Source organism: Halococcus sp. IIIV-5B (assembly GCF_003602035.1).
GTDB classification, from domain to species: Archaea; Halobacteriota; Halobacteria; order Halobacteriales; family Halococcaceae; genus Halococcus; species Halococcus salsus.
Genome location: NZ_QZWE01000011.1, coordinates 22,905 through 44,817, shown reverse-complemented (window position 1 = coordinate 44,817; position 21,913 = coordinate 22,905). Strand labels below are relative to the sequence as shown.

Here is a 21,913-nt window from a genome sequence, read left to right as displayed (position 1 = left end):
ATGAAACTCGTCGAAGGCGAAGCCACGGTCGGGAACGTCGGCGAGTTCGTAGCGCGGCTCGACGAGATCGGTGACGACCACGACTGTACGGTCCAGGCCTTCGACGCGAACTACGTCGTCTCGCGCGCGCATCTCTCACGAGCGCTTGACCTCGCCGACCGGGCGCGCGAGCGTGGCGAGGCCGTCGCGCGTGACCGCGGTGTCGAGGTCATGCTCTACGCCGCGGGCCGCCGCCAGATCGACCGGGCGCTCGAATGCGGGGTGCGCGAGGGTCGCGAACCGGTCGTCGTGCTCGTCGCCGCCGACGGGGCCGACGATCCGGTCCGGGCCGAACGTGCGGCGGCGAGCGCGGTCGCGACCGAACTCGACCAGTGCGGAACGCTCGGTGAGTTCGACTCCGAACGGGTTCGGACCTACTTCGACATCGGCGACGTCGAACTCGACGCCACCGACGCGGACCTCGAAGCGCTGGTGCTCGAACGCGTCGCGCTCCTCGACGTCGAGAAGTAGGGCTCCCGAACCCTCATACCCGTCCCCGGCCTGCGTGTGGTATGACAACCGACGCGCTGGACGCGAACCCCGACGTCACGTCGGCGACGGTGACGGTCGAGGTCGGCGGTGAACGGGTCGGCCTTCGGTACTTCGCCGCGGGCGAGGCGCACGGGGACCCGCCGGTGGTCCTGCTCCACGGTATCGGCCTCGACGCGGCGACCGTCTCGTGGCGACACGCCCTCCCCGCGCTCGCCGACGACCGACGGGTTTTCGCCTTCGACTTCCCCGGTCACGGCGAGAGCGATTCGCTGTCGTCGTACACCCACCAGCGCTACCTCGAAACCCTCGACGGCTTCCTCGGGGCGCTCGACATCGACCGAGCGGCGCTCGCCGGGATCTCGATGGGTGGCGGGGTCGCGCTCGGCTACGCGCTCGACGCCCCCCAACGGGTCGAGCGGCTCGTGCTGGTCGACAGCTACGGGCTCGGTCGCGACGCACCCTGGCGACCCGGCGGCTCGATGCTGCTCAACGTGCCGGGCTTCGACGGGCTGCTCGGGGCCGGCCTCTCGAACCCGATGGCCGTGGCGGCGAGCCTCGGCGGCATCGCCGTGGACCCTTCACCTGGTTTCGTCGCCGACGTCCAGCGGGCCGTCGGCCCGGCGGCGGCCCGTGCGCTCGGCGAGTGGCAGCGCGACGAGTTCCGGGCCGACGGGCTCAAGACGTGTTACCTCGATCGACTGGGGGAGGTCGAGCCGCCGACACTGTTGGTCCACGGCCGTGACGACCCGATCTTCCCCGTCCACTGGTCCGAACGCGCCACCCGACGGATCCCCGACGCGCGGTTCGTCGCCTTCGAGGAGTGTGGCCACTGGCCGCCGCGGGAGTATCCCGAGAAGTTCGAGCGCGTCGTTGGTCGCTTTCTCTAGGCTTCGTCGAGGAGGACGACCGCCTCGCCGTCGATGGCGACCTCGCCCTCCTCGGTGGTCACCGTGGTGCGGAGCCGGTAGCGGTCCTCGCCGATCGCCTCGACGATCTCACAGTCGGCGGTGACGCGGTCGTCGACCCCGACCGGCCGCTGGAACTCGAGGTCCTGGGAGAGGTAGATGACGAGGCCGGGCAGGCGCGCGAGCGCGGCGCTGATGAGCCCCGAGACGAGCGTGCCGTGAGCGATCCGCCCACCGAACCGCGTGCTCTCGGCGTACTCGTCGTCGAGATGGAGCGGGTTGGTGTCGCCGCTGGCCGCGGCGAAGGCGTGGACGTCGTCGTCGGTGAGGCGTTTCGAGAACCGGACCCGGTCACCGACGGTGAGCGCGTCGCGGCGGTTCTCGGTGAGTTCGACGTCCCACTCGGGACGCTCCTCGCCACCGACGACGCCGTCCCCGGTGCCGGTCGGGACGCCGAACGCAGAGAGGGTGGCGCGGTTGGCCGCGAGAACGCTGTCGAGGAAGTACGTGGAGTTGCGGACCCACGCTTCGGCCAGCGCGGAGGGCTGTGATTCGGAGCTCATGGACTACCCCTCACCTACTGGCTCCAGCAACATAAATGGTTTCGACCTCCATGCCCGACCGCTTTCCGCCTGGAGAACGTCTGTGTGCAGGAGATATCGGCGTTTCCTGATCCAGGAAATCACTCACCATCCCCCGATGGCTCCAGACGAGACCATCCTATGGTAACGAATGGTTTTGAGAGCAATCCTTATCCGTCTGTGGGGGCTACGTGGAGGCGAGCGATGACCGACGAAGACGAGACGATGTGGCCGCCGGCGGTTTGGGCACGGCAGTTCCAGGAGGCGAGCGAGCAGGCCGTCGAGCGACAGACGGAGTTCGCCCAACAGCTGTTCAACGCCAACGGTGCGGGGCCGAGCAGCCTGCCCGAGATGGCGGCGTCGACGATGGGGACGGCGACGTTCAAGACGCGTGTCCAGAGCGGCGGCCGGATCTCGATCCCGGACGCCGAACGCGAGGCGCTGGACATCGAGGAGGGGGACATCGTTCAGACCGTCGTGATACCGGTCAAACGCAACAGAGACGAATCATGAGCCAGTACACCACACCAGTCAGCACGATGTTCGAGATGCAGCGCACAGCCCTGGAAGGCAGCCAGCAGGCGATGAAACAGGGCGTCAGCCTCCAGAAGAGCGCCGGCCGGATGGCGCTCTCGGGGATGAAGACGGGCAAGCACCTCCAGCAGCAGGGCGTCGAGGCCACCCACACCGCGACCGCACAGTACCTCGACGCGGTCGAGCCGGCGATGCCCGACGAGACCGTCGAGACGCTTCGCGAGACGACCGACGAGGGCTTCGCCCAGCTCACGGAGGTCCACGCCGAGACGTTCGACCAGCTCCTGCATAGCTTCGAGCAGGGGCTCGACGACTACGACGAGTTCTCCGCCGAGTACCTCGACGCCCTCGACGAGGGCTTCGACCAGCTCGCCGACTCACACGAGGCGCTCCAGGAGCAGACCGTCGAGGTCATCGAGGAGACCGAGAGCCGCAACGAGGCGTACGCCGAGCAGTTCGAGGCCCAGCTCGAAGGGCAGATGGACCGCATCGAGGAGTTCCAGGACCGCCTCGAGAGTCAGTCCGAACGCCAGCTCGAACAGGCCGAGGAGTTCCAGAACCAGCTCGAATCGCAGGTCGAGGAGTTCCAGGACCAGCTCGAAAGTCAGGCCGAGGCGTTCGAGGACCAGGTTTCCGCCTGAACGACCACCACAGTTTTTCACACCTACACACCAATGAGCCGTATGAGCGGAACCGACCCCGAGGAGATCCAGCAGAACTGGGCGACGATGATGAACGAGATGAACGAGGCGGTCGCGGAGTCGTTCGAGCAGAACATGGAGGCCCAGGCCGCGTTCATGGAGTCCTGGATGGGTGCGTTCGAGGGCTCCATCCCGGACGAGGCGGCGATGGAGGACGGCATGGAGGGCTACGGTCGGGCCTACGAGGTCTGGATGGAGGCCGCCGAGCAGATGCAGTCGCGGATCACCGACGCCGCGCGCGGCGAGGACGTCGACCCGAGCGAGTTCCGCGACATCTGGCTCCAGAGCGCGAACGAGGCCTACTCCGAAGTGATGGGCACCACCGCCTTCGCCGCGGGTACGGGCGAGATGGTCGGCGACCTGATGGAGCTCCAGCAGGAGGTCGACGACATGAGCCAGGACACCCTCGAGAGCCTCGGCTTCGCCACCCGCGACGACGTCGACGAGGTGGCCGAGCGCCTCCTCGAACTCGAACGCAGCCAGCACGAGATCTCGAAGAAGCTCGACCGGCTGCTGGAGGACTGACCCGATGGCCGAACGGTCCGGGCGCGCGTTCAACCCGTTCACCGCTGCGCTCGACGCCCAGCGACGGAGCTTCGAGGCCGCCGCCGACACGGTCGAGAAGGTCGAGATGGGGCCCGAACAGCTCGCCGAGATGGCGTCGGTCGACGTTGGCCAGACCCCGAGCGACGTGGTCTATTCGGAGAACAAGCTCGAACTCCTCCACTACGAGCCGCTGACCGACGAACAGCACGACGTCCCCATCCTCGTCATCTACGCGCTGATCAACAAGCCGTTCATCCTCGACCTCCAGCCCGACCGGTCGGTGATCCGTCGGCTGCTGGAGGCGGGCTTCGACGTCTACATGATCGACTGGAACGAGCCGTCGCGGCTCGACCAGCACCTCACGCTCGAGGACTACGTGGATCGATACATCGAGAACTGTGTCGACGAGGTGCGCGAGCGCTCGGGCCAGGACTCGATCAACGTTCTGGGGTACTGCATGGGCGGCACGATGTCGGTGATGTACGCCGCGCTCCACCCCGAGAAGGTCCGGAACCTCGGGCTGATGGCGGCCGGGCTCTGCTTCGACGACACGGGCGGCGTGCTCGAACTCTGGGGCGACGACGAGTACTTCTCGCCCGACGGGCTCACCGAGACCTACGGCAACGCGCCAGCCGAGATGCTCGACGTGGGGTTCGCGCTGATGGACCCGGTGGCGAACTACGTCTCGAAGTACGTCCGGCTCTACGATAACCTGGAGGACGACGACTTCGTCGAGAACTTCGGGCGGATGGAACGGTGGCTCTCGGAGGGTATCGACGTCGCCGGCGACACGTTCGCCCAGTTCGTCACGGACATCTACCAGGACAACAAGCTCTACAACAACGAGCTCTACCTCGGCGACAAGCACGTCGACATCGGGAACATCGACATGCCGATCCTCCAGATCACCGGCGAGTACGACCACCTGATCCCCTCCGAGACCAGCAAACCGTTCAACGAGGTCGTCGCCAGCGACGACACCTCGGTGATCGAGTACCCCACCGGCCACATCGGGCTCTCGGTCTCGGGGAGCTCCCACGAGAACGTCTGGCCCGAGGTCTGTGAGTGGTACGCGGAGCGCTCCCAGCCGGCCGAGGACGTCGAGATCGAGACCGGCGGCGCGGACGAAAGCGAGGACTCGGACGCGGCCGAGGCGGAGCAACCGCCCGCGACGGCCGACGAGGACGAGGACGGTATCGAGGCCGACGACACCGACGCCGACGACCTCGTGAGCGTCGACGGCATCGGCGGGACCTACGCCGACCGCCTCCGCGAGGCCGGCATCGACTCCCGCGCCGACCTCGCGGCCGCCGACCCCGAGACCGTGGCCGAGGCCACCGGTGCGGCCGAAGCCACCGTCGAGGACTGGATCGACCAGGCCGACGACTGACCCCGATTCGACGAATTTTCCCCGCTGACGCCCCCTCCGGCTGCTCGTTCGAACGTCGACGTGAGCCACGGGTGTTTCGTGTGACCGAGTAGCGTGTGAAAGGACCAAAGATACACTTTTACACTCTCAGCACACTTCTCGGGACGAATGAGCGAAAGTCAGACGAATGAGTTCGTGGATATCGGAACTCTCGGGGTCGAAGAGGAATTCTTCGCTATCGACGGCGAGGGCTATCCGACGAGCGCGGTCGACGAACTCATCGCGGACGGCGACCCGCCCCCGGTGCTCGACGGCCGCCTCGACCGCGAGATGTTCAAGTGTATCGTCGAGACCAAGACGCCCGTCTGCGAGGACCTCGCGGCGGCCCACGACCACGTGCTGGGGATCCGGGAGGCGCTGGTCGAGTACGCCGCCGACCACGGCTTCGGCATCGCGGCGGCGGGGCTCCACCCCGCGGCCCACTGGGACCGGCTCGAATGTACCGAAGCCCCGCGCTACTACGACATGCGCAATCGGATCCAGCTCCCACAGAACCGGAACACGACGGCGGGCCTCCACGTCCACGTCGGGGTGGACGACCCCGACAAGGCGACGTGGGTCGCGAACGAGATCCGCTGGTTCCTGCCCGTGATGCTCGCGCTGTCGGCGAACTCGCCCTACTGGCGTGGGGTCGATACGGGGTTGGCATCGGCGCGAACGAACGTCTTCGGGGCGATCCCGAACACGGGGATACCGCCGGTCTTCGAGGATTTCGAGGCGTTCCAGCGGTTCGAACGGTTGCTGATCGAGACCAACTCGATCGCCGACCGGCGCGACCTCTGGTACGACGTTCGGCTTCACACGGGCTGTGGCACCGTCGAGGTGCGGATGCCCGACGCCCAGTCGGACGTCGAGCGCACCCTCGCGTTCGTCGAGTACGTCCGGGCGCTGGTGGTCGACCTCGCGGAACGCTACGAGGACGGCGAGACCGGCCGGAACCATCGGTACCACACCCTGGTCGAGAACAAGTGGCGCGCGACGCGCAACGGTCACGAGGCGACGTTCATCGACCGCGAGGAGGCGGGGACGGTCCCGCTCGCCGCGGTCGTCGAGCGCGAGTGTGACCGGCTCGGGATCGACGGGATCGCACGACTCCTCGACGACGAGAGCGGCGCGCTCCGACAGCGTCGGCTCCACCGCGAGGGTGGTCTGGAGGCGGTGTGTCACGACATCCGGGTGGACGCGTGACACTCGTTCACAATACCTGCTGGTATCGTAAGCTAAAGGCACCTGGAACGCATATTGAGAAACAGTGAACGACCTGCGGATCGCGCTGTTGAATGCGTCCGGCGATGAGAACACCCCGAAGAACTTCCGACGCGAACTCGACGCGGAGCTCGTCGAGTTCGACGTCCACGAGACGGTCCCCGACACCTACGACTTCGATGCCGCGGTCGTGACCGGGTCGCGGTCGTCGGTCTACTGGGACGAACCCTGGATCGACGCCCTGAAAGGGTGGGTCCGAACGGCGGTCGAGCGCGGGATGGCGGTGCTCGGCGTCTGTTTCGGCCACCAGGTCCTCGCCGACGCGCTCGGCGGTCGCGTCGAGGACATGGGTGAGTACGAGATCGGCTACCGGGAGGTCGAGAGCCGGGCGGAGAACCTCCTGCTCGGCGACGAACCGATGACGGTCTTCACGACCCACTCCGACACCGTCACCGAGCTCCCGCCCGGTGCCGTCCAGACCGCCGAGAACGACTACGGCGTCCACGGTTTCCGGGTGAACAACGCCTTCGGCGTCCAGTTCCACCCCGAGTACGACATGGAGACCGCCCGCGTCGTCGCCGGCGGGAAGGACCTCCCCGGCGACCGTATCGAGCGCGTGCTCGACGACATCACCGAGGAGAACTACACGAAGGCCTGCGAAGCGAAGACCCTGTTCGGCCGGTTCACCGCGTTCGTCCGCGGAAACGGCCCCAGCGCGTCGGCCGCCCAGCCTGCCCCGTCGGCGGAGTCGGACTGACGGCTCGGACGACGGCTCCGTTCGTCGACCGGTCGCCGCGGCCTGATCCCCGGACAGTTCGTCTTTCGGCTGTTCGCTTCGAGCCATCGCTCGGCGTCGAAAGCGGCCCGTCACTGGTCGGAAGGCGCGAACGAGAACCGAACGCCCAGAAACGGACGTTTATCAGGGTCGATCCCGTTTTTCCCCCATGCTCGATTACGTCGGCCTCGACGCCGACCTCGGTGAAGAAGAACGTGCGATGCGCGATGCGGCCCGCGAGTTCGTCGACGACCGGGTGAAACCCGACATCGCCGACCACTTCGAGGCTGGCACCTTCCCCACCGAGCTGATCCCCGAGATGGGCGAGCGTGGCTTCTTCGCACCGAACCTCGACGGCTACGGTCTCGCCGACTGCTCGCAGAAATCCTACGGCCTCCTGATGCAGGAACTCGAAGCCGGCGATTCCGGGGTTCGCTCGATGGCGAGCGTCCAGGGGGCGCTCGTGATGTATCCCATCCACGCCTACGGCTCCGAGGCCCAGAAGGAGCGCTGGCTCCCCGACATGGGACGGGGCGAGGCGGTCGGCGCGTTCGCGCTCACCGAACCCGACCACGGCTCGAACCCCGCCGGGATGGAGACCGCCGCCGAGAAGGATGGGGACGAGTACGTGCTCACGGGACAGAAGCGCTGGTCGACCAACGCCTCGATCGCCGACGTCGTTCTGGTCTGGGCGCGCGACACCAGCGCGGAGGGGGATCCGGTTCGTGGTTTCCTCGTCGAGACCGACAGCGAGGGGCTCGACGTCCGCTCGATCGACGAGAAGCTCTCGCTCCGGGCGTCGGTGTCGAGCGAGTTCGACCTCGACGGGGTTCGGGTGTCAGAAGACGACGTCCTGCCCGGTGTCTCGGGCATGAAGGGCCCGCTGTCGTGTCTCACGCAGGCGCGCTACGGCATCGTCTGGGGGGCGGTCGGCGCGGCGATGGACTGCTTCGACACCGTTCAAACCTATGCCACCGATCGCGAGCAGTTCGGCCAACCCATCGGGGGCTTCCAGCTCCAGCAGAACAAGCTCGCGGAGATGGCGACGGGGATCACCACCGCACAGCTGCTCGCCCACCGGCTGGCCGACCTCAAGGAACGCGGCGAGATGCGCCCCCAACACGTCTCGATGGCGAAGTTCAACAACGTCCGGATGGCCCGCGACCAATCCAGGATCGCCCGCGAGATGCTCGGCGGCAACGGCATCACCCTGGAGTACTCGCCGATGCGCCACATGGCCAACATGGAAACGGTGTATACCTACGAGGGTACCCACGACATCCACTCGCTGATCCTCGGTGAGGATCTGACCGGGATCTCGGCGTTCGAATGATTATCGTTGAATGACTGGGGATACCTGTAGAACGATGCCCATATTGCGACTAACCGCACTTAACGAAATGACCACACGGTATCGATCCTTCTTTCGCCCAGTCAAATTTATACTCGATCAAATACAATAGTTCCACTATCGAAGACAATGACTCTCTCAGATGACGATGACAAGAAGTGGACCTATCACAAACACACTAGAGCAAAACATGATGTTCTGAAATATTACTCAGATGTCTGGACCCGTATCGTTAGCGATGACAACCGAAACTTGAGACTATTTGATTGCTTTGCTGGTAGGGGGGATTACGTCCGATCAGACGGTGTCGAGCCAATCGATCTGGATGAAATTGAATCGGCGGCTGAATATCCTGGCTCGCCACAAATACTACTAGATCAAGCAACAAAGCACTCTCACCTTTTCAATCAGCTGAATTGCTATTTCTTTGAGCCAAAGCAAGTCAATAGAGAGCAGCTCCGTGACAACATTGATGACCTTACTGGAGTTGCAAATAACGTTTCGTCACATATTGTGGGTGATGAGTTTGCTGAGGGTATCTCGGATGTTCTTAGAAGATCGGGTGGCCCAAATGGATTTGCGTTTTTCTTTCTCGATCCGTTTGGACTAAAACAGATCCCTTTTAACAAGGTTTCTGAAATAACGAGCATCTCTCAGTTTGACTGTCTTATAAACCTGATGACAAACGAATTAGTTCGGTGGCAAGACAGCGATAAGCACAACGACACTATTGAATCTCTCTATGGCACCTCTGTGTGGAGAAGAGAGCTTCAGTCACTCACTCCAAAAGATCTCTCAACAGCTGAGGCCGAATATTACTGTAACCGGTTGGAAAATCACAACACGGATTATACACTTGCATATATGACCACTGAGGGCGACAACTCTCGATTAAAATACCATCTTGTTTTCACTACAAACAGCGACAAAGGGCTCACGGCAATGAGAGATTCTATGATGCGCTGTGGGACTAATTATACATTAGCTTACGCTCCTGAAGATCCTGATTTCACCCCTCAAGAGCAGGCCACGTTGGTTGGAGGTAATATGCTTACAGAGGAAGATCGAGTGAAATCGTATTTACTCACTAGGTTTGCAGGACAAGAGATCTCATTTGATGAGTTGGTAACTCAGTGTTACATCGATCGTCGATACGAAGATTCACTCAGACAACACTATAGACAATATCTGAAGGAAATGGACAACGGCAGCGTGGTCAACATTCCGAATCGAGAGGCCGAAAACGATCCCCTACCTGAAGATTATCTTATCCAATTTCCTAATGTCGAAGAAGAGGAGTCAGCTAATTCGGCTTAACATCACATCCGGCTGTCTGAACTCTCGGTTGTGGATTGGTGGGCGTATTCCTTTTAGCGAATTCTTCAGGAGATTGACGGCCTCTCCATTTTTTAAGCCATTGTGTATCTTTCTGTGATGCATAGTTTATTAGTTCCTTATCGGGCCAAAGATGAACCGGCAAATCAAGCTCTTCCCCAATTTCTTGCACCCAACGGAATTGAGTTGTCGCATAGTTCACCCAATAGTCTCGATCACGAAGATCATCGAGTTCTCGCGCGAGATCCGTTTGTCCAGCTTCTCTTGCTGCTTCGATGGTCATCTCGAAGTTCGCACCGCGTGGGTTGATTGGCTCGTGGAAAACCACGGCTGGGTCACACTCCGCGACGCGCTGGAGTTGCTCACGAAGATCCTCTTTATCCTGTGTCGGATAGGTTGGACTCATACTTACGAACGTTTGAACCCCAAGATCATTGAATTCCTTGAGCCCGCGAAGACGATGCTCGGGAGCGGGTGCATTCGGCTCGATCGCTCGTACTTCCTCGGTGTGCATACATGGGATAGAGGAGCCAATCGTTACGTATTCACCTGCGTCTTGGAATACGTCGGAATCCTGCAATGCGAGAATGGGGTTACGAGTTAGCACCCGAGCATATTGTTCGTGGTCAGCGAGTGCTTTGACGACGTTACGAGTTATCTCCCCTGCACGACCATCCATGTAGGGATCAGTCGAAAAGGAAATGCCGACAATACCGCATCCCTTTTCGGTTCGTTTCCATGTTCGCTTTCGCTCAAGATGGTCGTTGAGGCGTTCGCCTAATCCATCTCGGTACAGTACGTAGTTACCCCACTCCCGCTGGGAATCTTTGACATCAGCCTCTTCCTTGAGCATTTCCGGACGGGTACGTATGTTCGGTGTCGAAGGGACATAGCAGAATTTGCACCCGTGTCTGCATCCAGTGGCGACATTGACCACATAATCACATAGGTATTTGCTATTCAGCCCAGACTCACTTAGAACCGCTTTAGTGGGGTCTTTCCCTGTTCGAACACGATCTTTGTCGTTCTCCCTGCTATCATTATTTTCAACGTGCTGTTTCCGCTCAGTCTCTTCATCAGAACGCTTCTGCTCGATATCTCTTGGGTGAGTTTTGCTCATTGTTTGACCTTCCTTTCTATGTTCATATACACAAAGAGTTATACATTAGGGGGGTATTTCCGGTTTCCAGAAGAGAAGGCTATACCTGATCTCCACGTCACTACTTTGCGTATTCGCGTTTATCATACTTGCAACGAGAGTGAAAATATCCTGCGCTACTTATGTAGCTGTGGGCGGAAATATCCGTGATGATCACCGATGCTCGGGTGCTTCAGGACGAATTTCTCCCACCGGAAGTTGAGCATCGTGACCAAGAGATCAACGAACTCTCAAGGGCTTTGCAACCGATTGAGTACGGCGAATCCGCTGAAACTGCATTCCTGTTTGGTCCCTCTGGAGTCGGTAAATCCTGTATAGCGCGTTTTACCCTCAGCAAACTGCGAGAAGAGGTCTCCACTGTCCGCTACGAGTACATCAACTGTTGGCAAAATCATAGCTCCTTTAGCGTATTGAGAGAACTTCTCCGGGGACTTGGTGACTCCATTGAGATCCACCGACAATCAACACCAAAGGATCTACTGCTTGAAAGATTACGAGAGTATGAGGGCGAGCATTACCTCGTAATCCTCGATGAGGTTGATCAACTCGAGAACATGAGCATATTGTATGAGTTATATACTAGCCAGAATATCTCCATGATACTCATCGCAAATAGAGAAGAGGATTTATTCATTCAATTGGATGAGCGGCTTCAGAGTCGGCTGCACAGTAGCCGCCGTATTATGTTCAAACGATACCATCTCCCTGAACTAACCTCAATCCTGTCTGACCGGGTTCGTTGGGGACTTGAAGAAGGAGTCATCAAACAAGATCAATTGGAATTAATCGCTGATGCGGCCGCTGGCGATGCTCGAAAGGCAATCGGAATTCTGCGAAGTTCCGCTTGGATGGCACAAGAAAGTGGATCTGGGACGATCTCTACTGAAATCATCCGCGATTCGATTCCGGACACTGAAGTAGAGCTTCGGCAAAAAAATCGGGATAGGCTCACTTCGGATCAGCAAACGCTACTATCCATTATTGAAGAAGAGGGTGGTGTTTCCCCTGGAACATTGTACGATTTGTACTGTGAGAGAGTTGACGAGCCAAAATCAGACCGAATGGTTCGAAATTATCTATCGAAAATGAGACACTACAACCTAGTGGAAGCAAAAGGAGAGAAACGATCACGAGTCTACTATCCCTCCTAACTTTCTGAATAGTCGAGGTCAGAGCCGGTCGGCGAACGATTCGCCCATCGCCACGAGTTCGTTTTGCTCCTCCTCCGAAAACTCGTGGGCCTCGGGTTTGGCGACGCCGATAGCGCCCTTGATGTCCCCGTCCGAATCGATCACCGGTGCGACGAGCGAGCCCTCCATTCCGGTGTCGCGTGCGCTCGGCTCGGCCACCCCGGAGTCGTCGGTCTGGAGGTTCGAGAGTTGGATCGGTTCGCGGCGCTCGGCCGCCGCTCCCGCCATCCCCTTGCCGAACGGTATCGTCTGGATTGGGTCGAGCACGGAGTCGGGCATCCCCTCGCTGGCGACGAGGTGGAGGCGGTCGCCGTCGGCGCGGTGGAGGGTGCCCGCGACGCAGTCGAACGCCTCGATGGCCTCGCGGAGGACTCGGTCGGGGTCGTCCGTTTCGGTCATCGTTTCTCGCGGCCCGCCGGCGGACTCGCGCTCACCACCTTCCCGAGGAGGTCGCGGTTGTCGGCCCCGAGGCGGTAGGCCCGCTCCCGGACGCGCTCGTAGTCGGCGAACCCGTCGAGGAAGTGGACGAGGTCGCCGGGGACCCGGCCCGTGCGCGCGAGCACCTCCTCGGTCGCCTTCCCACAGGAGTATACCTGGCCGTCGGCGAGCAGGTGGACGCACTCCTCCCAGTTCTCGGGCAGTCGGTCGCGCTCGTCGGGCGAGAGGTCCGAGAAGCCCACGGGGTCGAAGTCGCCGTTGCGGACGGCCCAGTCGGCACACCACGTACAGAACCCGCAGTCGTCGTCGTAGACGAGTCGGGGTCGTTCGGTCGCCATACCGCTCCTACGCGGGCCGGCGAAAAAATCGCTCCGGTCGGCGTTCAGTGGTCGCCGATCGTCTCCCAGAAGTCGACCCGGTCCTCGGTCTCGAAGAAGCCCGACAGCACCCGTTTCTCTTCGTCACCGCCGGGGGGCGACCCGGCGTAGACCCCGACCGCGTCGGCGTCGGGATAGCCCACCACGTCCGGCTCCTCCATCGTCGACATCGCGAGATAGCGGAGGACGTCGTTGGCGTCGTTAACGACCCGATGCGCGCCCCTCTCGCCGGTCGGGAGCGCGACGTAGGTCCCAGGGGTGAGTTCCCGTTCCTCGTCCGGCAGTCGAAGGCTGCCGGTCCCGTCGAGAACGTAGAGCGCCTCCTCGTTTCTCGTGTGGTAGTGGTACGGCCACGCGCGCTCGCCCGCCGGGAGTTCGTAGAGGCTACAGCCGAGCCCCTCGCCGCCGGCGGCTCGACCGAGCTGTTTCCGGCGAAAGCCGGTGTCCGTGGGGCCGATGTCGGTCCACTCGACGTCGTTCTCGTTCGCGAACATCGGGCGTATCGACGGGTTCCGAACGGAAATAGCCGTAGCCCGGTGCTCGGGCGACGGCGCGCGTCGGGTTCGGTTCCGTCGTCGACGGCTGGCGTCGGCGCTTCGAACCCGCTGGCGTAGAGGTGGGCCGTCACGAGCGCGCGTAGAAGCCAACGGGCGCGGCGACTACGACTCCGAGGACGGGTATCGCACTCAGACCGCCCGCCACGAGCCGGTTCGGGGGCGACTCGACGGGGTCAGCGACGTCGACGACGTCACCGTCGCCAACACGGTCCGCGACATCGAGGCGTGGATCGGTGGAGAATTAGGACCGGTCGATGTCGAGTTCGTCCTGGAGCCCGGCGAGGGCGTCGTCGTCGGCGAGTTCACGGAGGCGTTCGCGGAGATGCGTTCGGCAGAGACCGACCTTCAGGCCATCCTTTTCGACGGCGACCGCGGCGTCTGCGTCGCAGTAGTGACACTGCATCATCCGGGGTTGGGGTCGACGGGCATTGAACCCTGCGGCGTCATGTCGGCGATCCGGTGTGAGGGGCCGTCGACCCGCTCTCACCGCCGACCACCCTCGGGCACGGCCGACGAGAGGTTCGCCGAGTTACAGCCGCTCGTAGAACGTCTCGAACTCCGCACCGTCGAGCCCTGCCCGACCGAGCACGGCATCGTGGGCGTCGCTCCCGCCGGTCGGGAGGAGGTCGTTGCGTTCGAGCGCGTGCTCGACGGGTGCGGTGTCGACCGTTCGGCCGTAGTCGTAGTAGCGCTCGACGGCCGAGACGTGGGGCGAGGCGGTGAGCGCGAGCGCGGCCTCGGGGTCGCCGTAGCGGAGCGGGTGGGCCAGCGAGACCACGCCACAGGCCTCGGCCAGGAGCGACGCGCCGCGTTCGAAGGTGGGGAGGTTGCGGGCGACGAAACACGGACAGTCCGTCCCGATGACCTCCTCGAACGCGCCCTCGTAGTCGTAGGTCGCGCCGGAGTCGGCGATCGCCCGCGCGATGTGTGGCCGGCCGATACCCTCGGCGGGTTCGATGTCGAGGTCGTAGTCGAAGCGGTCCTCGACGCAGTCGATGATGTCCCGCCCACGCTCGATCCGGTCGGTCTGGAGGCGGTCGAGCTCCGCTCGGAGGTCGTCGGTCGGCCGGACGCCGTAGCCCAGGAGGTCGACCTGTCCCGCGTCGCTCTCGACCCGGAGTTCGATCCCGTGGATCATCTCGACCCCGTCGAGTTCGTCGGTCGGGGTGTCGAGCTCCCGGTTGAGGCGCTCGTGGTCGGTGATCGCGACGGTCCCGACGTTGGCCCTGTGGGCGGCTTCGGGGACCTCGCGCAGCTGCATCGTCCCGTCCGAGTTGGTGGTGTGGACGTGGAGGTCGGCGGCGGGCATGTCCTCTCGGACACCGGCCTCGGATAAGTTCGTTCTGGACGGCCGGGGAACGACACCCCCGCTACCCAAGTCCTAGATGGTCCTTCATAGTCCCTCGAGAGATTATAGAAAACGTTTATGATAGTCTCGGCGCTGGTCTCGGGTATGCGATTCATGAACGGCGCGGACGAGCGGCTCGGCGCACACAGCTACCCAACGACCACGGCCGACCTCATCGAGACCCACGGCGACCTCGAGATCGCCTTCCCGAACGGCACCGAGACGCTCGGCGACGTCTTCGGCAGGGTCGACGAGTCGACGTTCGAGACCGCCGAAGAAGCTCGGCTGATGCTCTACAGCGCGCTCGGCGACGCCGCGATCGGCCGGAAGTTCTACTCCGACCGCGACCCCACCCGGCTCGACGAGGACGGCCCCGAACCGGTCTCGCTGTAGTCCGGTCACCGCTTTTCATCCCACCCATCGAGGTCGGCGGCGTCGACACGCATCCGGTGGCGGCGCGGCTCGAAACCCACCTTCTCGTAGAACGCGAGCGCACGTTCGTTGTCGACGTCCACGTCGAGGACGAGCTCCGTACAGTCCTCCCCGCGCGCTCGCCTTCGGGCCCGTTCCAGCAAGTCGTGTGCGAGCCCGGTCCCACGAGAGGGTTCGCGGACGTAGAGTTCGTTCACCAGCAGTCTGTCGGGCCACTCGAAGACCGACGGTGGCTCGCCGAGGTTGGTGGCGATGAACCCGATCAGACCGTCGTCAGCCTCGGCGAACCCGTCGTCCGCGCCCGGCGTTTCGGTGTCGACGGCGACCGCGATCCGATACTCGCTGGTTTCGAGTTTGTCGAGCACCCACGGAACCAGTTCGTCAACGAGGTCCACGTCGTCGGCGAGCACGTGGCTCTCGACGACGGTTTCGAGTTCGCGGTTGTACGGTATCCACAGCTCCTCGGCGTAGCGGCGGACGGCGGCTTCCTCGGTGGGGAGTCGCTGAATCTCCATTTCGATAGTTCCTGTGCGCCGGCCGACTTTCCGGTGTCGCTTCCCTCAGTCGTCGAGGCCGGTCCCCGAGAGGTCGAACGGGACCGTTCCCGTCGTGTAGCCCGCGGTCGAGCCGTCGGGCCGGACCCGGAACACGACGGCCGGACGGTGGCCGACGGCGGGGCGTTCGGCCGCGAGCGCGGCCCACTCGTCGTCGTGAAACGACGAGCAGTCCACGAACAGCACGGCGTCGGGGTGGGCGGCGAGCTGGCCGTCGGTCTTCGAGCCCGCGGTTCCCCTGACGGCGGCCGCCGGGGTGCCCGCCGCGCGGTCGGTGGGGCGGCTCGGCCGGGTGACCTCGACGAAGGTCGACGCGCCGTCGGCGGGGTCGACCCGGAAGTCGAGCGCGTGGCCCGAATCCATCTCGACCTCGGGGACGATCGGCTGGCCGGCGTCGGTGAGGAGCTTCGCGGCGTTGAACTCGCCCATCGTCGCGCTCATCCGCGTGAGGTCGACCTGTCGGCTCGTGCCGAGCTTCGCCGCCATCGTGTAGCGGTAGTCGTCGAAGACGCCCGTCGAGAGAAACCGTTCGTAGAAATCGAGCGCGTCCTCGGTCGTGGCGTCCGGGAAGCCGGCGGCGTGGTCGGCGAAGAACGCCCGCGAACTCGTCCGGCCGTCCTTCGAGAACAGCACGGGCAGGAAGAACCACGCGACGTGGTCGTAGGCCGTGAGCCAGGGGTCCTGGACTTGGAGTTCAGCGAGGAGTTCGCGCTGGGCCCACCGGGCGACCCGGTAGGGCACCTCGTCGAAGGTGTACTTCTCGGTGCGCCAGAGGGCTTCGGGGGTCTGGGTATTGCCGAGCCAGAAGGCGTCATCGCCCCAGGCGAACAGCGCACGGTCGCCGTTGTCCATCTCGAAGCGGCAGGCGTCGTATCCGGGCGGGGGTTGATACCAGGGCCCGTCGAGACGCGCGCCGAGCGCCTCGTCGAGGGATGCGTGGAGGTCGCGGCGAACCCGGGAGCGATCCCAGGTCTCGTGCGACCAGCGAAAACGGAGGGGTCCGGCCACGCTCCCCCTCGGCACCCCGCCGGCTTATCGGTGTCGATACGCCGGTTCGACGGTGGCTGCGGTGTAATTTCCCCGGAAATCCGGACCACCGATACTTTCTTATCAACCAGCGCCCAATCGTGATCCTGTATACCATGTCAATGGGAGCCTATGACGCGGCCGAACACGAACGCCGCGAACAGAAAACCAGTACGGTCGACACCAGTCCGGACGACGACCGGCGGAGCAGCTACGAGGGCACCGTCGAGTACGACACCGGTGACGCGGACGCCGACGACCTCCTCGCGCAGTTCCGCAAGCTCAGGTCGTCGTAACTGGCTCGGTTCCTTCGCGCTTGGTGTAGAGCAACACCAGCGACAGCCCCGTCACCACCATGACCGCCGTGACGTGGGCGATCAACACCGCGAGCAACACGGGATAGTCGAGGACGAACGGGACCAGGAGGAGCTGTATCAGCCCGAAGGCGACGGTCTCCACGTCGGCCCAGAAGAACGCCCGCGTGGTCTCGGGGTCGAAGCGGTAGCGATACGACCGCCAGAGCGCGGTGACGGTCGCCCACCACCCGGTGCCGATCCGATAGCAGACGTCCCAGAGCACCATCAGGAGGAAGTAGACGACGAGCACCGGTGGGTCGGGGCCGATGAGGCGGTCGAGCAGCGGCGGTTCGCCGGTCGCGGCGTTCGGGACGAAGAGGTAGACCAACATCGCACAGAACGCGAGCACCGCGAGCACGACGTCCATGTTCGAGCCGAACACGAGCCGTCGATAGGAATCGGGGAGCTCGACCGACCGGAGGTGGCGCGACACTCGCACCATCTCGATGCTGCCGATCCCCGCGACGAACACCGCGGCGCTCCCCACCAGCGCGACGCTCCAGAGGTCGTAGAACCACGCCAGCACCACCACGCCGACCTCGAAGACGCCGAGCTGGATCGCGAGCGCGAGCGTGGTCGAGACCTCGATCCCCGGCAGCGCCCCCACGATGCTCTCGTAGGTCCACGTCTCGCCGAAGTCGGGCGATTCCTCCCCGCGATCGACCCCGCTCGCGCCGTCGGCCGCGTTCATGGCGCGTCCACGTGCCACCGGGGCATAAGTCCGCGCTCGTCGGCACCCGGGAGGGAGAAGGGCTTTCCGCCGGCTTCCCCGAGAGAGGGTATGGCTTCCGACCCGTGTGCGGGCTGTGGTCGCCCGGTCAAGGTCGCGGGCGGCATCGCCAACCTCTGGACCTTCGGCGGCGACGCGGCCGGCGGCCTCGCGCTCGAACTCGCCGACGGCTCCGACCACCTCCTCTGTTACGACTGCATCGACCGGTTGCCCGACGACCCGCGGGCGGCGGACGTCGCGGCGCTCGACGAGGCCGCCGCCGAACGCGAGTAGCGCAGGACTTACTTGCCGGGCGGCGGTCTTGCAGTCGTGAACCCAGCGCGGATCGAGAACGAGTTTCCCGCCCCCGAGTATCGCGGTGCCCAGCGCGACGCGCTCGGCCGCATCCGGGAGGCGTTCGCGGCGGGCAACCGGGTGGTGCTCGTCCGCGCTCCGACCGGATCCGGGAAGTCGCTCCTCGCGCGCGCCATCGCTGGCTGTGCGCGCCGGCCCGACGAGGCCGACCCCGCCGACGCGACCGACGCCTACTACACCACCCCGCAGGTCTCCCAGCTCGACGACGTCGCCGCCGACCCCCTCCTCTCGGACCTCCAAGTCATCCGCGGCAAACGCAACTACTCGTGTCTCCTTCCCGGCGAGACGAGTACCCCAGTCGACCGCGCGCCGTGTGCGCGCCAGACGGGCTTCGACTGCTCGATCCGCCACCGCTGTCCGTACTTCTCCGACCGGACGATCGCCTCGAACCGGTCGATCGCCGCGATGACGCTGGCCTACTTCATGCAGACCGCTGGCTCGGACGCGTTCGGCCAGCGCGACGTCGTGGTCGTGGACGAGGCCCACGGCCTCGCCGAGTGGGCCGAGATGTACGCCACGATCGACCTCCGACCGCGGACGGTGCCGGTCTGGGACGAGTTGGAGATCCCCGCGCTCGACGGGGTCGAGGCGGCCGCGCGCTTCGCCGACCACGTCACCACGGTCTGCAGCCGTCGGAAGGACACCCTCGTGGGGGCCGACGAGCTCTCGATCGCCGAAGTCACCGAGCGCGACCGGCTTCAAGAGCTGATCTCGAACCTCAACTGGTTCGTCTCGGACTATCGGGACCCGACCAGCGCGAGCACGTGGGTCGTCGACGGCGGCGACGGCGAGCCGGTGACGATCAAACCCCTCAACCCCGAGCGCTACCTCCGGCACACGGTCTGGGACCGGGGGAACCGCTTCGCGCTGCTCTCGGCCACCATCCTCGACAAGGAGGGGTTCTGTCGCGGCGTCGGGCTCGACCCAGACGAGACGGCGCTGGTCGACGTCTCGCACACCTTCCCGGTCGAGAACCGCCCCCTGTTCGACACCACCCAGGGTAAGATGACCTACGACCATCGCGACGAGACCCTCCCGAAGATCGCTCGGCTCGTCGTCCGGCTCATGGCTCACCATCCGGACGAAAAGGGGATCGTCCACGCCCACTCCTACGCGATCGCGGAGGGGCTGGAAGCCACACTCCGCGAGTTCGGGGTCGATGGTCGGGTCCGGAGCCACGGCCGCGAGGACCGCGACGCCCAGTTGAACGCCTGGCTCGCGAGCGACGATCCCGAACTCCTCATCTCGGTGAAGATGGAGGAGGCGCTCGACCTGGAGGGCGACCTCGCGCGGTGGCAGGTGCTCTGCAAGGCTCCCTACCCCAACACCCGCGACTCGCGGGTCGCACGCCGACTGGAGGACGGCCAGTGGGGCTGGTACTACCGCACGGCGCTCAAGACCGTGATCCAGGCCTGCGGTCGGGTCGTGCGCGCCCCGAACGATTACGGGGCGACCTATCTCGCGGATTCGAGCCTGCTCGACCTCTTCGAGCGCTCGCGGTCGGCGATGCCCGACTGGTTCGCGGCCCAAGTCGACCGGATGACGACCCCGGAGCTTCCGGCGTTCGACCCGGCGGCGGCCGGCGGCGACGGCGACTCCGGGGGCCGTCGGGACCGACGACGAACGTCGAGGAACGACCCCGAGAACCACCCGCTCGCGGACGTCTGGGGTTCGGACTGAGCCCGATCGGTGGCGAACGCTTCTCACCGGGTCAGTACGGGATGAACGAGAAGCCGCCGGGCACGAGGAACCCGAGCACGAGGAACAGCGCCCCGGCGATCGCCGCACACGCCAGCGCGTAGGGGACTTGGGTTTTGACGTGGACCATGTGGTCGGCACCGCTCGTCGAGGAGGAGAGCACTGTCGTATCGGAGATCGGTGAACAGTGGTCACCGAAGATCCCGCCCGAGAGCACCGCCCCGAGCACGAGCGGGAGGTTCGCGCCGGTCGTGAACGCCACCGGGATCGCGATCGGGAACATGATCCCGTAGGTCGCCCACGAACTCCCATCGGAAAAGGAGATGAAGCCCGTCGCGACGAAGACGAGCACCGGGATCAGGCCGACCGGAACCCCCCGAAACCAGTCGGTGACGAAGCTCGACACGCCGAGGGTCGAGACGGTGTTCTGGATCGTGATCGCGAGCGTGAGGATCGCGGCCGCGAGGAAGATCCCCTTGAAGCCGTTGAGCATCGCGTCGGTCGCGTCGGCGTTCGAGGGGATGTCGCCGCGGACCCGAAAGAGCACGAACCCCACGACCAACCCCGCGAGCGCGGCGAGGCCGAGCCGGATCCCGCCGATGTCGAACGACCACGGCCCGCCGGCGGGGAGGACCAACTGATAGCCGAGCAGCGAGAGCGCGGTCGACATCTGGGGCGAGTTCACGACCGGCGAGGCGCGCCAGAACATCGCCAGTAGTCCGACGGCGACGATGGTCACGACCGGGATCGCGAAGTTTCGCCAGTCGGGGGTCGCGCCGTCGTACATCTCGTAGTTCGCCATCTCGTCCGAGACCAGCGGGTCGTCGTCGGGGCCGACGACGCCCTCCCCGTTGCGAGCGCGCGTCTCCTCGCGGCCCATCCCGAGGACGTTCGGGACGACCTGCCAGGCGACGAGCGCGGCGATGGCTAGGGCCGTCCACGAGTAGAAGGCGAAGCCGAGGCTGTTGAAGTAGAGCGGCCAGACCGCCGACGTGGCGGCTTCGAGGCCGTCGCCGGTCTGGGTGACGTAGTTCGACATCCCCGAGGGGAGGACGTTCTGCTCGGCGGCGGCGGTGATCCCCGCGCCGATGAAGCCCACGAGCGCGACACCCCAGGTCGAGTAGAAGGCGAGGCGGGCCGCCGGGCTGCCCGCACTGTCGACGTAGTAGGCCAGTTTCGCCCGCGAGACGTCGTACTCGTCGGTCAGCGGGCGCATCATCGACCCCACCACCAAACAGTTGAAGTAGTCGTCGATGTGGATGATGACCCCTGCGAGGAACGAGGCCTTCTCCGCGTCGGCGGGCGAGTCGACCCGGCTGGCGAGCGCCTCCAGCACGCCGCGGATCGCGCCCGAGCGGATCATCAGCCCCATCAGCCCGCCGATGGCGAACAGCGCGAGCAGGACGTTCTTGACGTACCACGGGTCGGCAAACAGCGGCGACGTGGCGATCAGGTCGGGGATCGTCGTCAGTCCCAGCAGTCCGCCGAGCACGATCCCCGAGAGCCCGCCGGCCAGGCCGTCGGGGATCCCGACCGCCGCGGGCCGGAAGACGCCGTAGACGACGGCCCCGCCGGCGATCCCGACGAACAGTCCGATCAGCGCGTCGCGGGTGTACCACGCGAGCGCGATGGCGAGCAGCGCGGGCAGCAGCGACCAGGGACCGGCGGCGATGGTTTCGAGCGGCACACCCTCACGACCCGGGGCGGGGATAAAAAACTGTAGCGGCGTTCCGCGTCTTCGGGTGGCGGTTCAGAGGACGGCCCCGGCGGCGTAGGCGACCGAGGAACCGACCATCAGCA

The 21,913-nt window shown here is 64.3% G+C and carries 26 protein-coding genes; 15 read left to right on the top strand and 11 right to left on the bottom strand.

From position 1 onward, the window contains the following. Together cgi121 and D3261_RS09455 are read left to right on the top strand one after the other, a co-directional pair. A complete protein-coding gene (gene cgi121, locus D3261_RS09460) occupies positions 1 to 510 on the top strand; it encodes a KEOPS complex subunit Cgi121 (protein WP_120071753.1) in 510 nt (169 codons plus the stop codon). Positions 511 to 551: 41 nt separating this feature from the next. Beyond that, the gene (locus D3261_RS09455; protein ID WP_120071751.1) at positions 552 to 1,418 is read left to right on the top strand and encodes an alpha/beta fold hydrolase; all 867 of its coding nucleotides are present in this window, start codon (positions 552 to 554) and stop codon (positions 1,416 to 1,418) included. Here the strand turns inward: D3261_RS09455 and D3261_RS09450 are convergent. Next, complete coding sequence (locus tag D3261_RS09450) at positions 1,415 to 1,999, bottom strand: MaoC family dehydratase (protein ID WP_120071749.1); 585 nt, start codon at positions 1,997 to 1,999, stop codon at positions 1,415 to 1,417. The genes D3261_RS09455 and D3261_RS09450 overlap by 4 nt on opposite strands. Before the next feature lie 222 nt (positions 2,000 to 2,221). On the opposite strand from D3261_RS09450, the gene D3261_RS09445 reads away from it, so the two are divergent. The 8 genes from D3261_RS09445 to tcmP all read left to right on the top strand — a co-directional run bounded on the left by D3261_RS09445 (position 2,222) and on the right by tcmP (position 9,876). Continuing rightward, a complete protein-coding gene (locus tag D3261_RS09445) occupies positions 2,222 to 2,530 on the top strand; it encodes an AbrB/MazE/SpoVT family DNA-binding domain-containing protein (RefSeq protein WP_120071747.1) in 309 nt (102 codons plus the stop codon). Beyond that, on the top strand, positions 2,527 to 3,192 hold the full coding sequence (locus tag D3261_RS09440) for a hypothetical protein (protein ID WP_120071745.1): 666 nt from the start codon (positions 2,527 to 2,529) through the stop codon (positions 3,190 to 3,192). The genes D3261_RS09445 and D3261_RS09440 overlap by 4 nt, the downstream gene beginning before the upstream one ends. A gap of 42 nt (positions 3,193 to 3,234) precedes the next feature. After that, positions 3,235 to 3,777 carry a poly(R)-hydroxyalkanoic acid synthase subunit PhaE gene (locus tag D3261_RS09435; protein ID WP_120071870.1) on the top strand — a complete coding sequence of 181 codons (543 nt, stop codon included), beginning with the start codon at positions 3,235 to 3,237 and terminating at the stop codon, positions 3,775 to 3,777. A 4-nt stretch (positions 3,778 to 3,781) separates the two neighbouring features. Continuing rightward, a complete protein-coding gene (gene phaC, locus D3261_RS09430) occupies positions 3,782 to 5,188 on the top strand; it encodes a class III poly(R)-hydroxyalkanoic acid synthase subunit PhaC (protein ID WP_120071743.1) in 1,407 nt (468 codons plus the stop codon). A 147-nt stretch (positions 5,189 to 5,335) separates the two neighbouring features. Beyond that, on the top strand, positions 5,336 to 6,415 hold the full coding sequence (locus D3261_RS09425) for a glutamate--cysteine ligase (RefSeq protein WP_120071741.1): 1,080 nt from the start codon (positions 5,336 to 5,338) through the stop codon (positions 6,413 to 6,415). A 64-nt stretch (positions 6,416 to 6,479) separates the two neighbouring features. Then, positions 6,480 to 7,190 (top strand): type 1 glutamine amidotransferase, encoded by a 711-nt coding sequence (locus tag D3261_RS09420; RefSeq protein ID WP_120071739.1) that lies wholly within the window; start codon positions 6,480 to 6,482, stop codon positions 7,188 to 7,190. A 187-nt stretch (positions 7,191 to 7,377) separates the two neighbouring features. Beyond that, complete coding sequence (locus D3261_RS09415) at positions 7,378 to 8,541, top strand: acyl-CoA dehydrogenase family protein (RefSeq protein WP_120071737.1); 1,164 nt, start codon at positions 7,378 to 7,380, stop codon at positions 8,539 to 8,541. Positions 8,542 to 8,688: 147 nt separating this feature from the next. Beyond that, positions 8,689 to 9,876 carry a three-Cys-motif partner protein TcmP gene (tcmP, locus tag D3261_RS09410; RefSeq protein ID WP_120071735.1) on the top strand — a complete coding sequence of 396 codons (1,188 nt, stop codon included), beginning with the start codon at positions 8,689 to 8,691 and terminating at the stop codon, positions 9,874 to 9,876. Here the strand turns inward: tcmP and D3261_RS09405 are convergent. Further along, the gene (locus tag D3261_RS09405) at positions 9,863 to 11,014 is read right to left on the bottom strand and encodes a radical SAM protein (RefSeq protein WP_233553954.1); all 1,152 of its coding nucleotides are present in this window, start codon (positions 11,012 to 11,014) and stop codon (positions 9,863 to 9,865) included. The genes tcmP and D3261_RS09405 overlap by 14 nt on opposite strands. A gap of 188 nt (positions 11,015 to 11,202) precedes the next feature. Here D3261_RS09405 and D3261_RS09400 point away from each other — a divergent pair, with 188 nt between their 5' ends. Continuing rightward, the gene (locus tag D3261_RS09400) at positions 11,203 to 12,204 is read left to right on the top strand and encodes a Cdc6/Cdc18 family protein (protein ID WP_120071733.1); all 1,002 of its coding nucleotides are present in this window, start codon (positions 11,203 to 11,205) and stop codon (positions 12,202 to 12,204) included. An 18-nt stretch (positions 12,205 to 12,222) separates the two neighbouring features. Here D3261_RS09400 and D3261_RS09395 read toward each other — a convergent pair whose 3' ends face one another. From D3261_RS09395 to D3261_RS09380, 5 genes are all read right to left on the bottom strand, one after another. Beyond that, a complete protein-coding gene (locus D3261_RS09395; protein ID WP_120071731.1) occupies positions 12,223 to 12,642 on the bottom strand; it encodes a GAF domain-containing protein in 420 nt (139 codons plus the stop codon). After that, the gene (locus tag D3261_RS09390; protein ID WP_120071729.1) at positions 12,639 to 13,019 is read right to left on the bottom strand and encodes a DCC1-like thiol-disulfide oxidoreductase family protein; all 381 of its coding nucleotides are present in this window, start codon (positions 13,017 to 13,019) and stop codon (positions 12,639 to 12,641) included. The genes D3261_RS09395 and D3261_RS09390 overlap by 4 nt, the downstream gene beginning before the upstream one ends. A gap of 44 nt (positions 13,020 to 13,063) precedes the next feature. After that, positions 13,064 to 13,552 (bottom strand): cupin domain-containing protein, encoded by a 489-nt coding sequence (locus D3261_RS09385; protein WP_120071727.1) that lies wholly within the window; start codon positions 13,550 to 13,552, stop codon positions 13,064 to 13,066. A 304-nt stretch (positions 13,553 to 13,856) separates the two neighbouring features. Continuing rightward, the gene (locus tag D3261_RS20010) at positions 13,857 to 14,018 is read right to left on the bottom strand and encodes a DUF6757 family protein (protein ID WP_007691141.1); all 162 of its coding nucleotides are present in this window, start codon (positions 14,016 to 14,018) and stop codon (positions 13,857 to 13,859) included. Positions 14,019 to 14,144: 126 nt separating this feature from the next. Further along, on the bottom strand, positions 14,145 to 14,924 hold the full coding sequence (locus D3261_RS09380; protein ID WP_120071725.1) for a PHP domain-containing protein: 780 nt from the start codon (positions 14,922 to 14,924) through the stop codon (positions 14,145 to 14,147). A 144-nt stretch (positions 14,925 to 15,068) separates the two neighbouring features. Between D3261_RS09380 and D3261_RS09375 the strand changes: the two genes are divergently transcribed. After that, entirely contained in the window at positions 15,069 to 15,356 is a 288-nt protein-coding gene (locus D3261_RS09375; RefSeq protein WP_120071866.1) for a DUF2795 domain-containing protein, read from the top strand. A 5-nt stretch (positions 15,357 to 15,361) separates the two neighbouring features. Here the strand turns inward: D3261_RS09375 and D3261_RS09370 are convergent, their stop codons facing one another. Further along, positions 15,362 to 15,910, bottom strand: a complete 549-nt coding sequence (locus D3261_RS09370) for an N-acetyltransferase (RefSeq protein ID WP_120071723.1) — start codon at positions 15,908 to 15,910, stop codon at positions 15,362 to 15,364. Between the two features lie 45 nt (positions 15,911 to 15,955). Then, positions 15,956 to 16,957: a DUF5784 family protein gene (locus D3261_RS09365; protein WP_120071721.1), complete on the bottom strand. Its 1,002-nt coding sequence runs from the start codon at positions 16,955 to 16,957 to the stop codon at positions 15,956 to 15,958. A 134-nt stretch (positions 16,958 to 17,091) separates the two neighbouring features. Here D3261_RS09365 and D3261_RS20355 point away from each other — a divergent pair, with 134 nt between their 5' ends. Beyond that, on the top strand, positions 17,092 to 17,271 hold the full coding sequence (locus D3261_RS20355) for a DUF5786 family protein (protein WP_199693982.1): 180 nt from the start codon (positions 17,092 to 17,094) through the stop codon (positions 17,269 to 17,271). On the opposite strand, the gene D3261_RS09360 is transcribed toward D3261_RS20355, so the two are convergent. Then, positions 17,258 to 18,022, bottom strand: a complete 765-nt coding sequence (locus D3261_RS09360; protein ID WP_120071719.1) for a hypothetical protein — start codon at positions 18,020 to 18,022, stop codon at positions 17,258 to 17,260. The genes D3261_RS20355 and D3261_RS09360 overlap by 14 nt on opposite strands. Positions 18,023 to 18,112: 90 nt before the next feature. On the opposite strand from D3261_RS09360, the gene D3261_RS09355 reads away from it, so the two are divergent. Then, positions 18,113 to 18,334 (top strand): hypothetical protein, encoded by a 222-nt coding sequence (locus D3261_RS09355; protein WP_120071718.1) that lies wholly within the window; start codon positions 18,113 to 18,115, stop codon positions 18,332 to 18,334. A gap of 36 nt (positions 18,335 to 18,370) precedes the next feature. Beyond that, positions 18,371 to 20,095 carry an ATP-dependent DNA helicase gene (locus D3261_RS09350; protein WP_120071716.1) on the top strand — a complete coding sequence of 575 codons (1,725 nt, stop codon included), beginning with the start codon at positions 18,371 to 18,373 and terminating at the stop codon, positions 20,093 to 20,095. A gap of 31 nt (positions 20,096 to 20,126) precedes the next feature. Here D3261_RS09350 and D3261_RS20920 read toward each other — a convergent pair whose 3' ends face one another. Continuing rightward, the gene (locus D3261_RS20920) at positions 20,127 to 21,800 is read right to left on the bottom strand and encodes a Na+/H+ antiporter NhaC family protein (protein ID WP_120071714.1); all 1,674 of its coding nucleotides are present in this window, start codon (positions 21,798 to 21,800) and stop codon (positions 20,127 to 20,129) included. Positions 21,801 to 21,913 lie beyond the last annotated feature (113 nt).

What these genes read in the sequence shown, in the direction of transcription:
- cgi121 (WP_120071753.1), top strand. Translation starts at nt 1, where the DNA reads ATGAAACTCGTCGAAGGCGAAGCCACGGTCGGGAACGTCGGCGAGTTC.
- D3261_RS09455 (WP_120071751.1), top strand. Translation starts at nt 552, where the DNA reads ATGACAACCGACGCGCTGGACGCGAACCCCGACGTCACGTCGGCGACG.
- D3261_RS09450 (WP_120071749.1), bottom strand. Translation starts at nt 1,999, where the DNA reads ATGAGCTCCGAATCACAGCCCTCCGCGCTGGCCGAAGCGTGGGTCCGC.
- D3261_RS09445 (WP_120071747.1), top strand. Translation starts at nt 2,222, where the DNA reads ATGACCGACGAAGACGAGACGATGTGGCCGCCGGCGGTTTGGGCACGG.
- D3261_RS09440 (WP_120071745.1), top strand. Translation starts at nt 2,527, where the DNA reads ATGAGCCAGTACACCACACCAGTCAGCACGATGTTCGAGATGCAGCGC.
- D3261_RS09435 (WP_120071870.1), top strand. Translation starts at nt 3,235, where the DNA reads ATGAGCGGAACCGACCCCGAGGAGATCCAGCAGAACTGGGCGACGATG.
- phaC (WP_120071743.1), top strand. Translation starts at nt 3,782, where the DNA reads ATGGCCGAACGGTCCGGGCGCGCGTTCAACCCGTTCACCGCTGCGCTC.
- D3261_RS09425 (WP_120071741.1), top strand. Translation starts at nt 5,336, where the DNA reads ATGAGCGAAAGTCAGACGAATGAGTTCGTGGATATCGGAACTCTCGGG.
- D3261_RS09415 (WP_120071737.1), top strand. Translation starts at nt 7,378, where the DNA reads ATGCTCGATTACGTCGGCCTCGACGCCGACCTCGGTGAAGAAGAACGT.
- tcmP (WP_120071735.1), top strand. Translation starts at nt 8,689, where the DNA reads ATGACTCTCTCAGATGACGATGACAAGAAGTGGACCTATCACAAACAC.
- D3261_RS09405 (WP_233553954.1), bottom strand. Translation starts at nt 11,014, where the DNA reads ATGAGCAAAACTCACCCAAGAGATATCGAGCAGAAGCGTTCTGATGAA.
- D3261_RS09400 (WP_120071733.1), top strand. Translation starts at nt 11,203, where the DNA reads ATGATCACCGATGCTCGGGTGCTTCAGGACGAATTTCTCCCACCGGAA.
- D3261_RS09395 (WP_120071731.1), bottom strand. Translation starts at nt 12,642, where the DNA reads ATGACCGAAACGGACGACCCCGACCGAGTCCTCCGCGAGGCCATCGAG.
- D3261_RS09390 (WP_120071729.1), bottom strand. Translation starts at nt 13,019, where the DNA reads ATGGCGACCGAACGACCCCGACTCGTCTACGACGACGACTGCGGGTTC.
- D3261_RS09385 (WP_120071727.1), bottom strand. Translation starts at nt 13,552, where the DNA reads ATGTTCGCGAACGAGAACGACGTCGAGTGGACCGACATCGGCCCCACG.
- D3261_RS20010 (WP_007691141.1), bottom strand. Translation starts at nt 14,018, where the DNA reads ATGCAGTGTCACTACTGCGACGCAGACGCCGCGGTCGCCGTCGAAAAG.
- D3261_RS09380 (WP_120071725.1), bottom strand. Translation starts at nt 14,924, where the DNA reads ATGCCCGCCGCCGACCTCCACGTCCACACCACCAACTCGGACGGGACG.
- D3261_RS09375 (WP_120071866.1), top strand. Translation starts at nt 15,069, where the DNA reads ATGCGATTCATGAACGGCGCGGACGAGCGGCTCGGCGCACACAGCTAC.
- D3261_RS09370 (WP_120071723.1), bottom strand. Translation starts at nt 15,910, where the DNA reads ATGGAGATTCAGCGACTCCCCACCGAGGAAGCCGCCGTCCGCCGCTAC.
- D3261_RS20355 (WP_199693982.1), top strand. Translation starts at nt 17,092, where the DNA reads ATGTCAATGGGAGCCTATGACGCGGCCGAACACGAACGCCGCGAACAG.
- D3261_RS09360 (WP_120071719.1), bottom strand. Translation starts at nt 18,022, where the DNA reads ATGAACGCGGCCGACGGCGCGAGCGGGGTCGATCGCGGGGAGGAATCG.
- D3261_RS09355 (WP_120071718.1), top strand. Translation starts at nt 18,113, where the DNA reads ATGGCTTCCGACCCGTGTGCGGGCTGTGGTCGCCCGGTCAAGGTCGCG.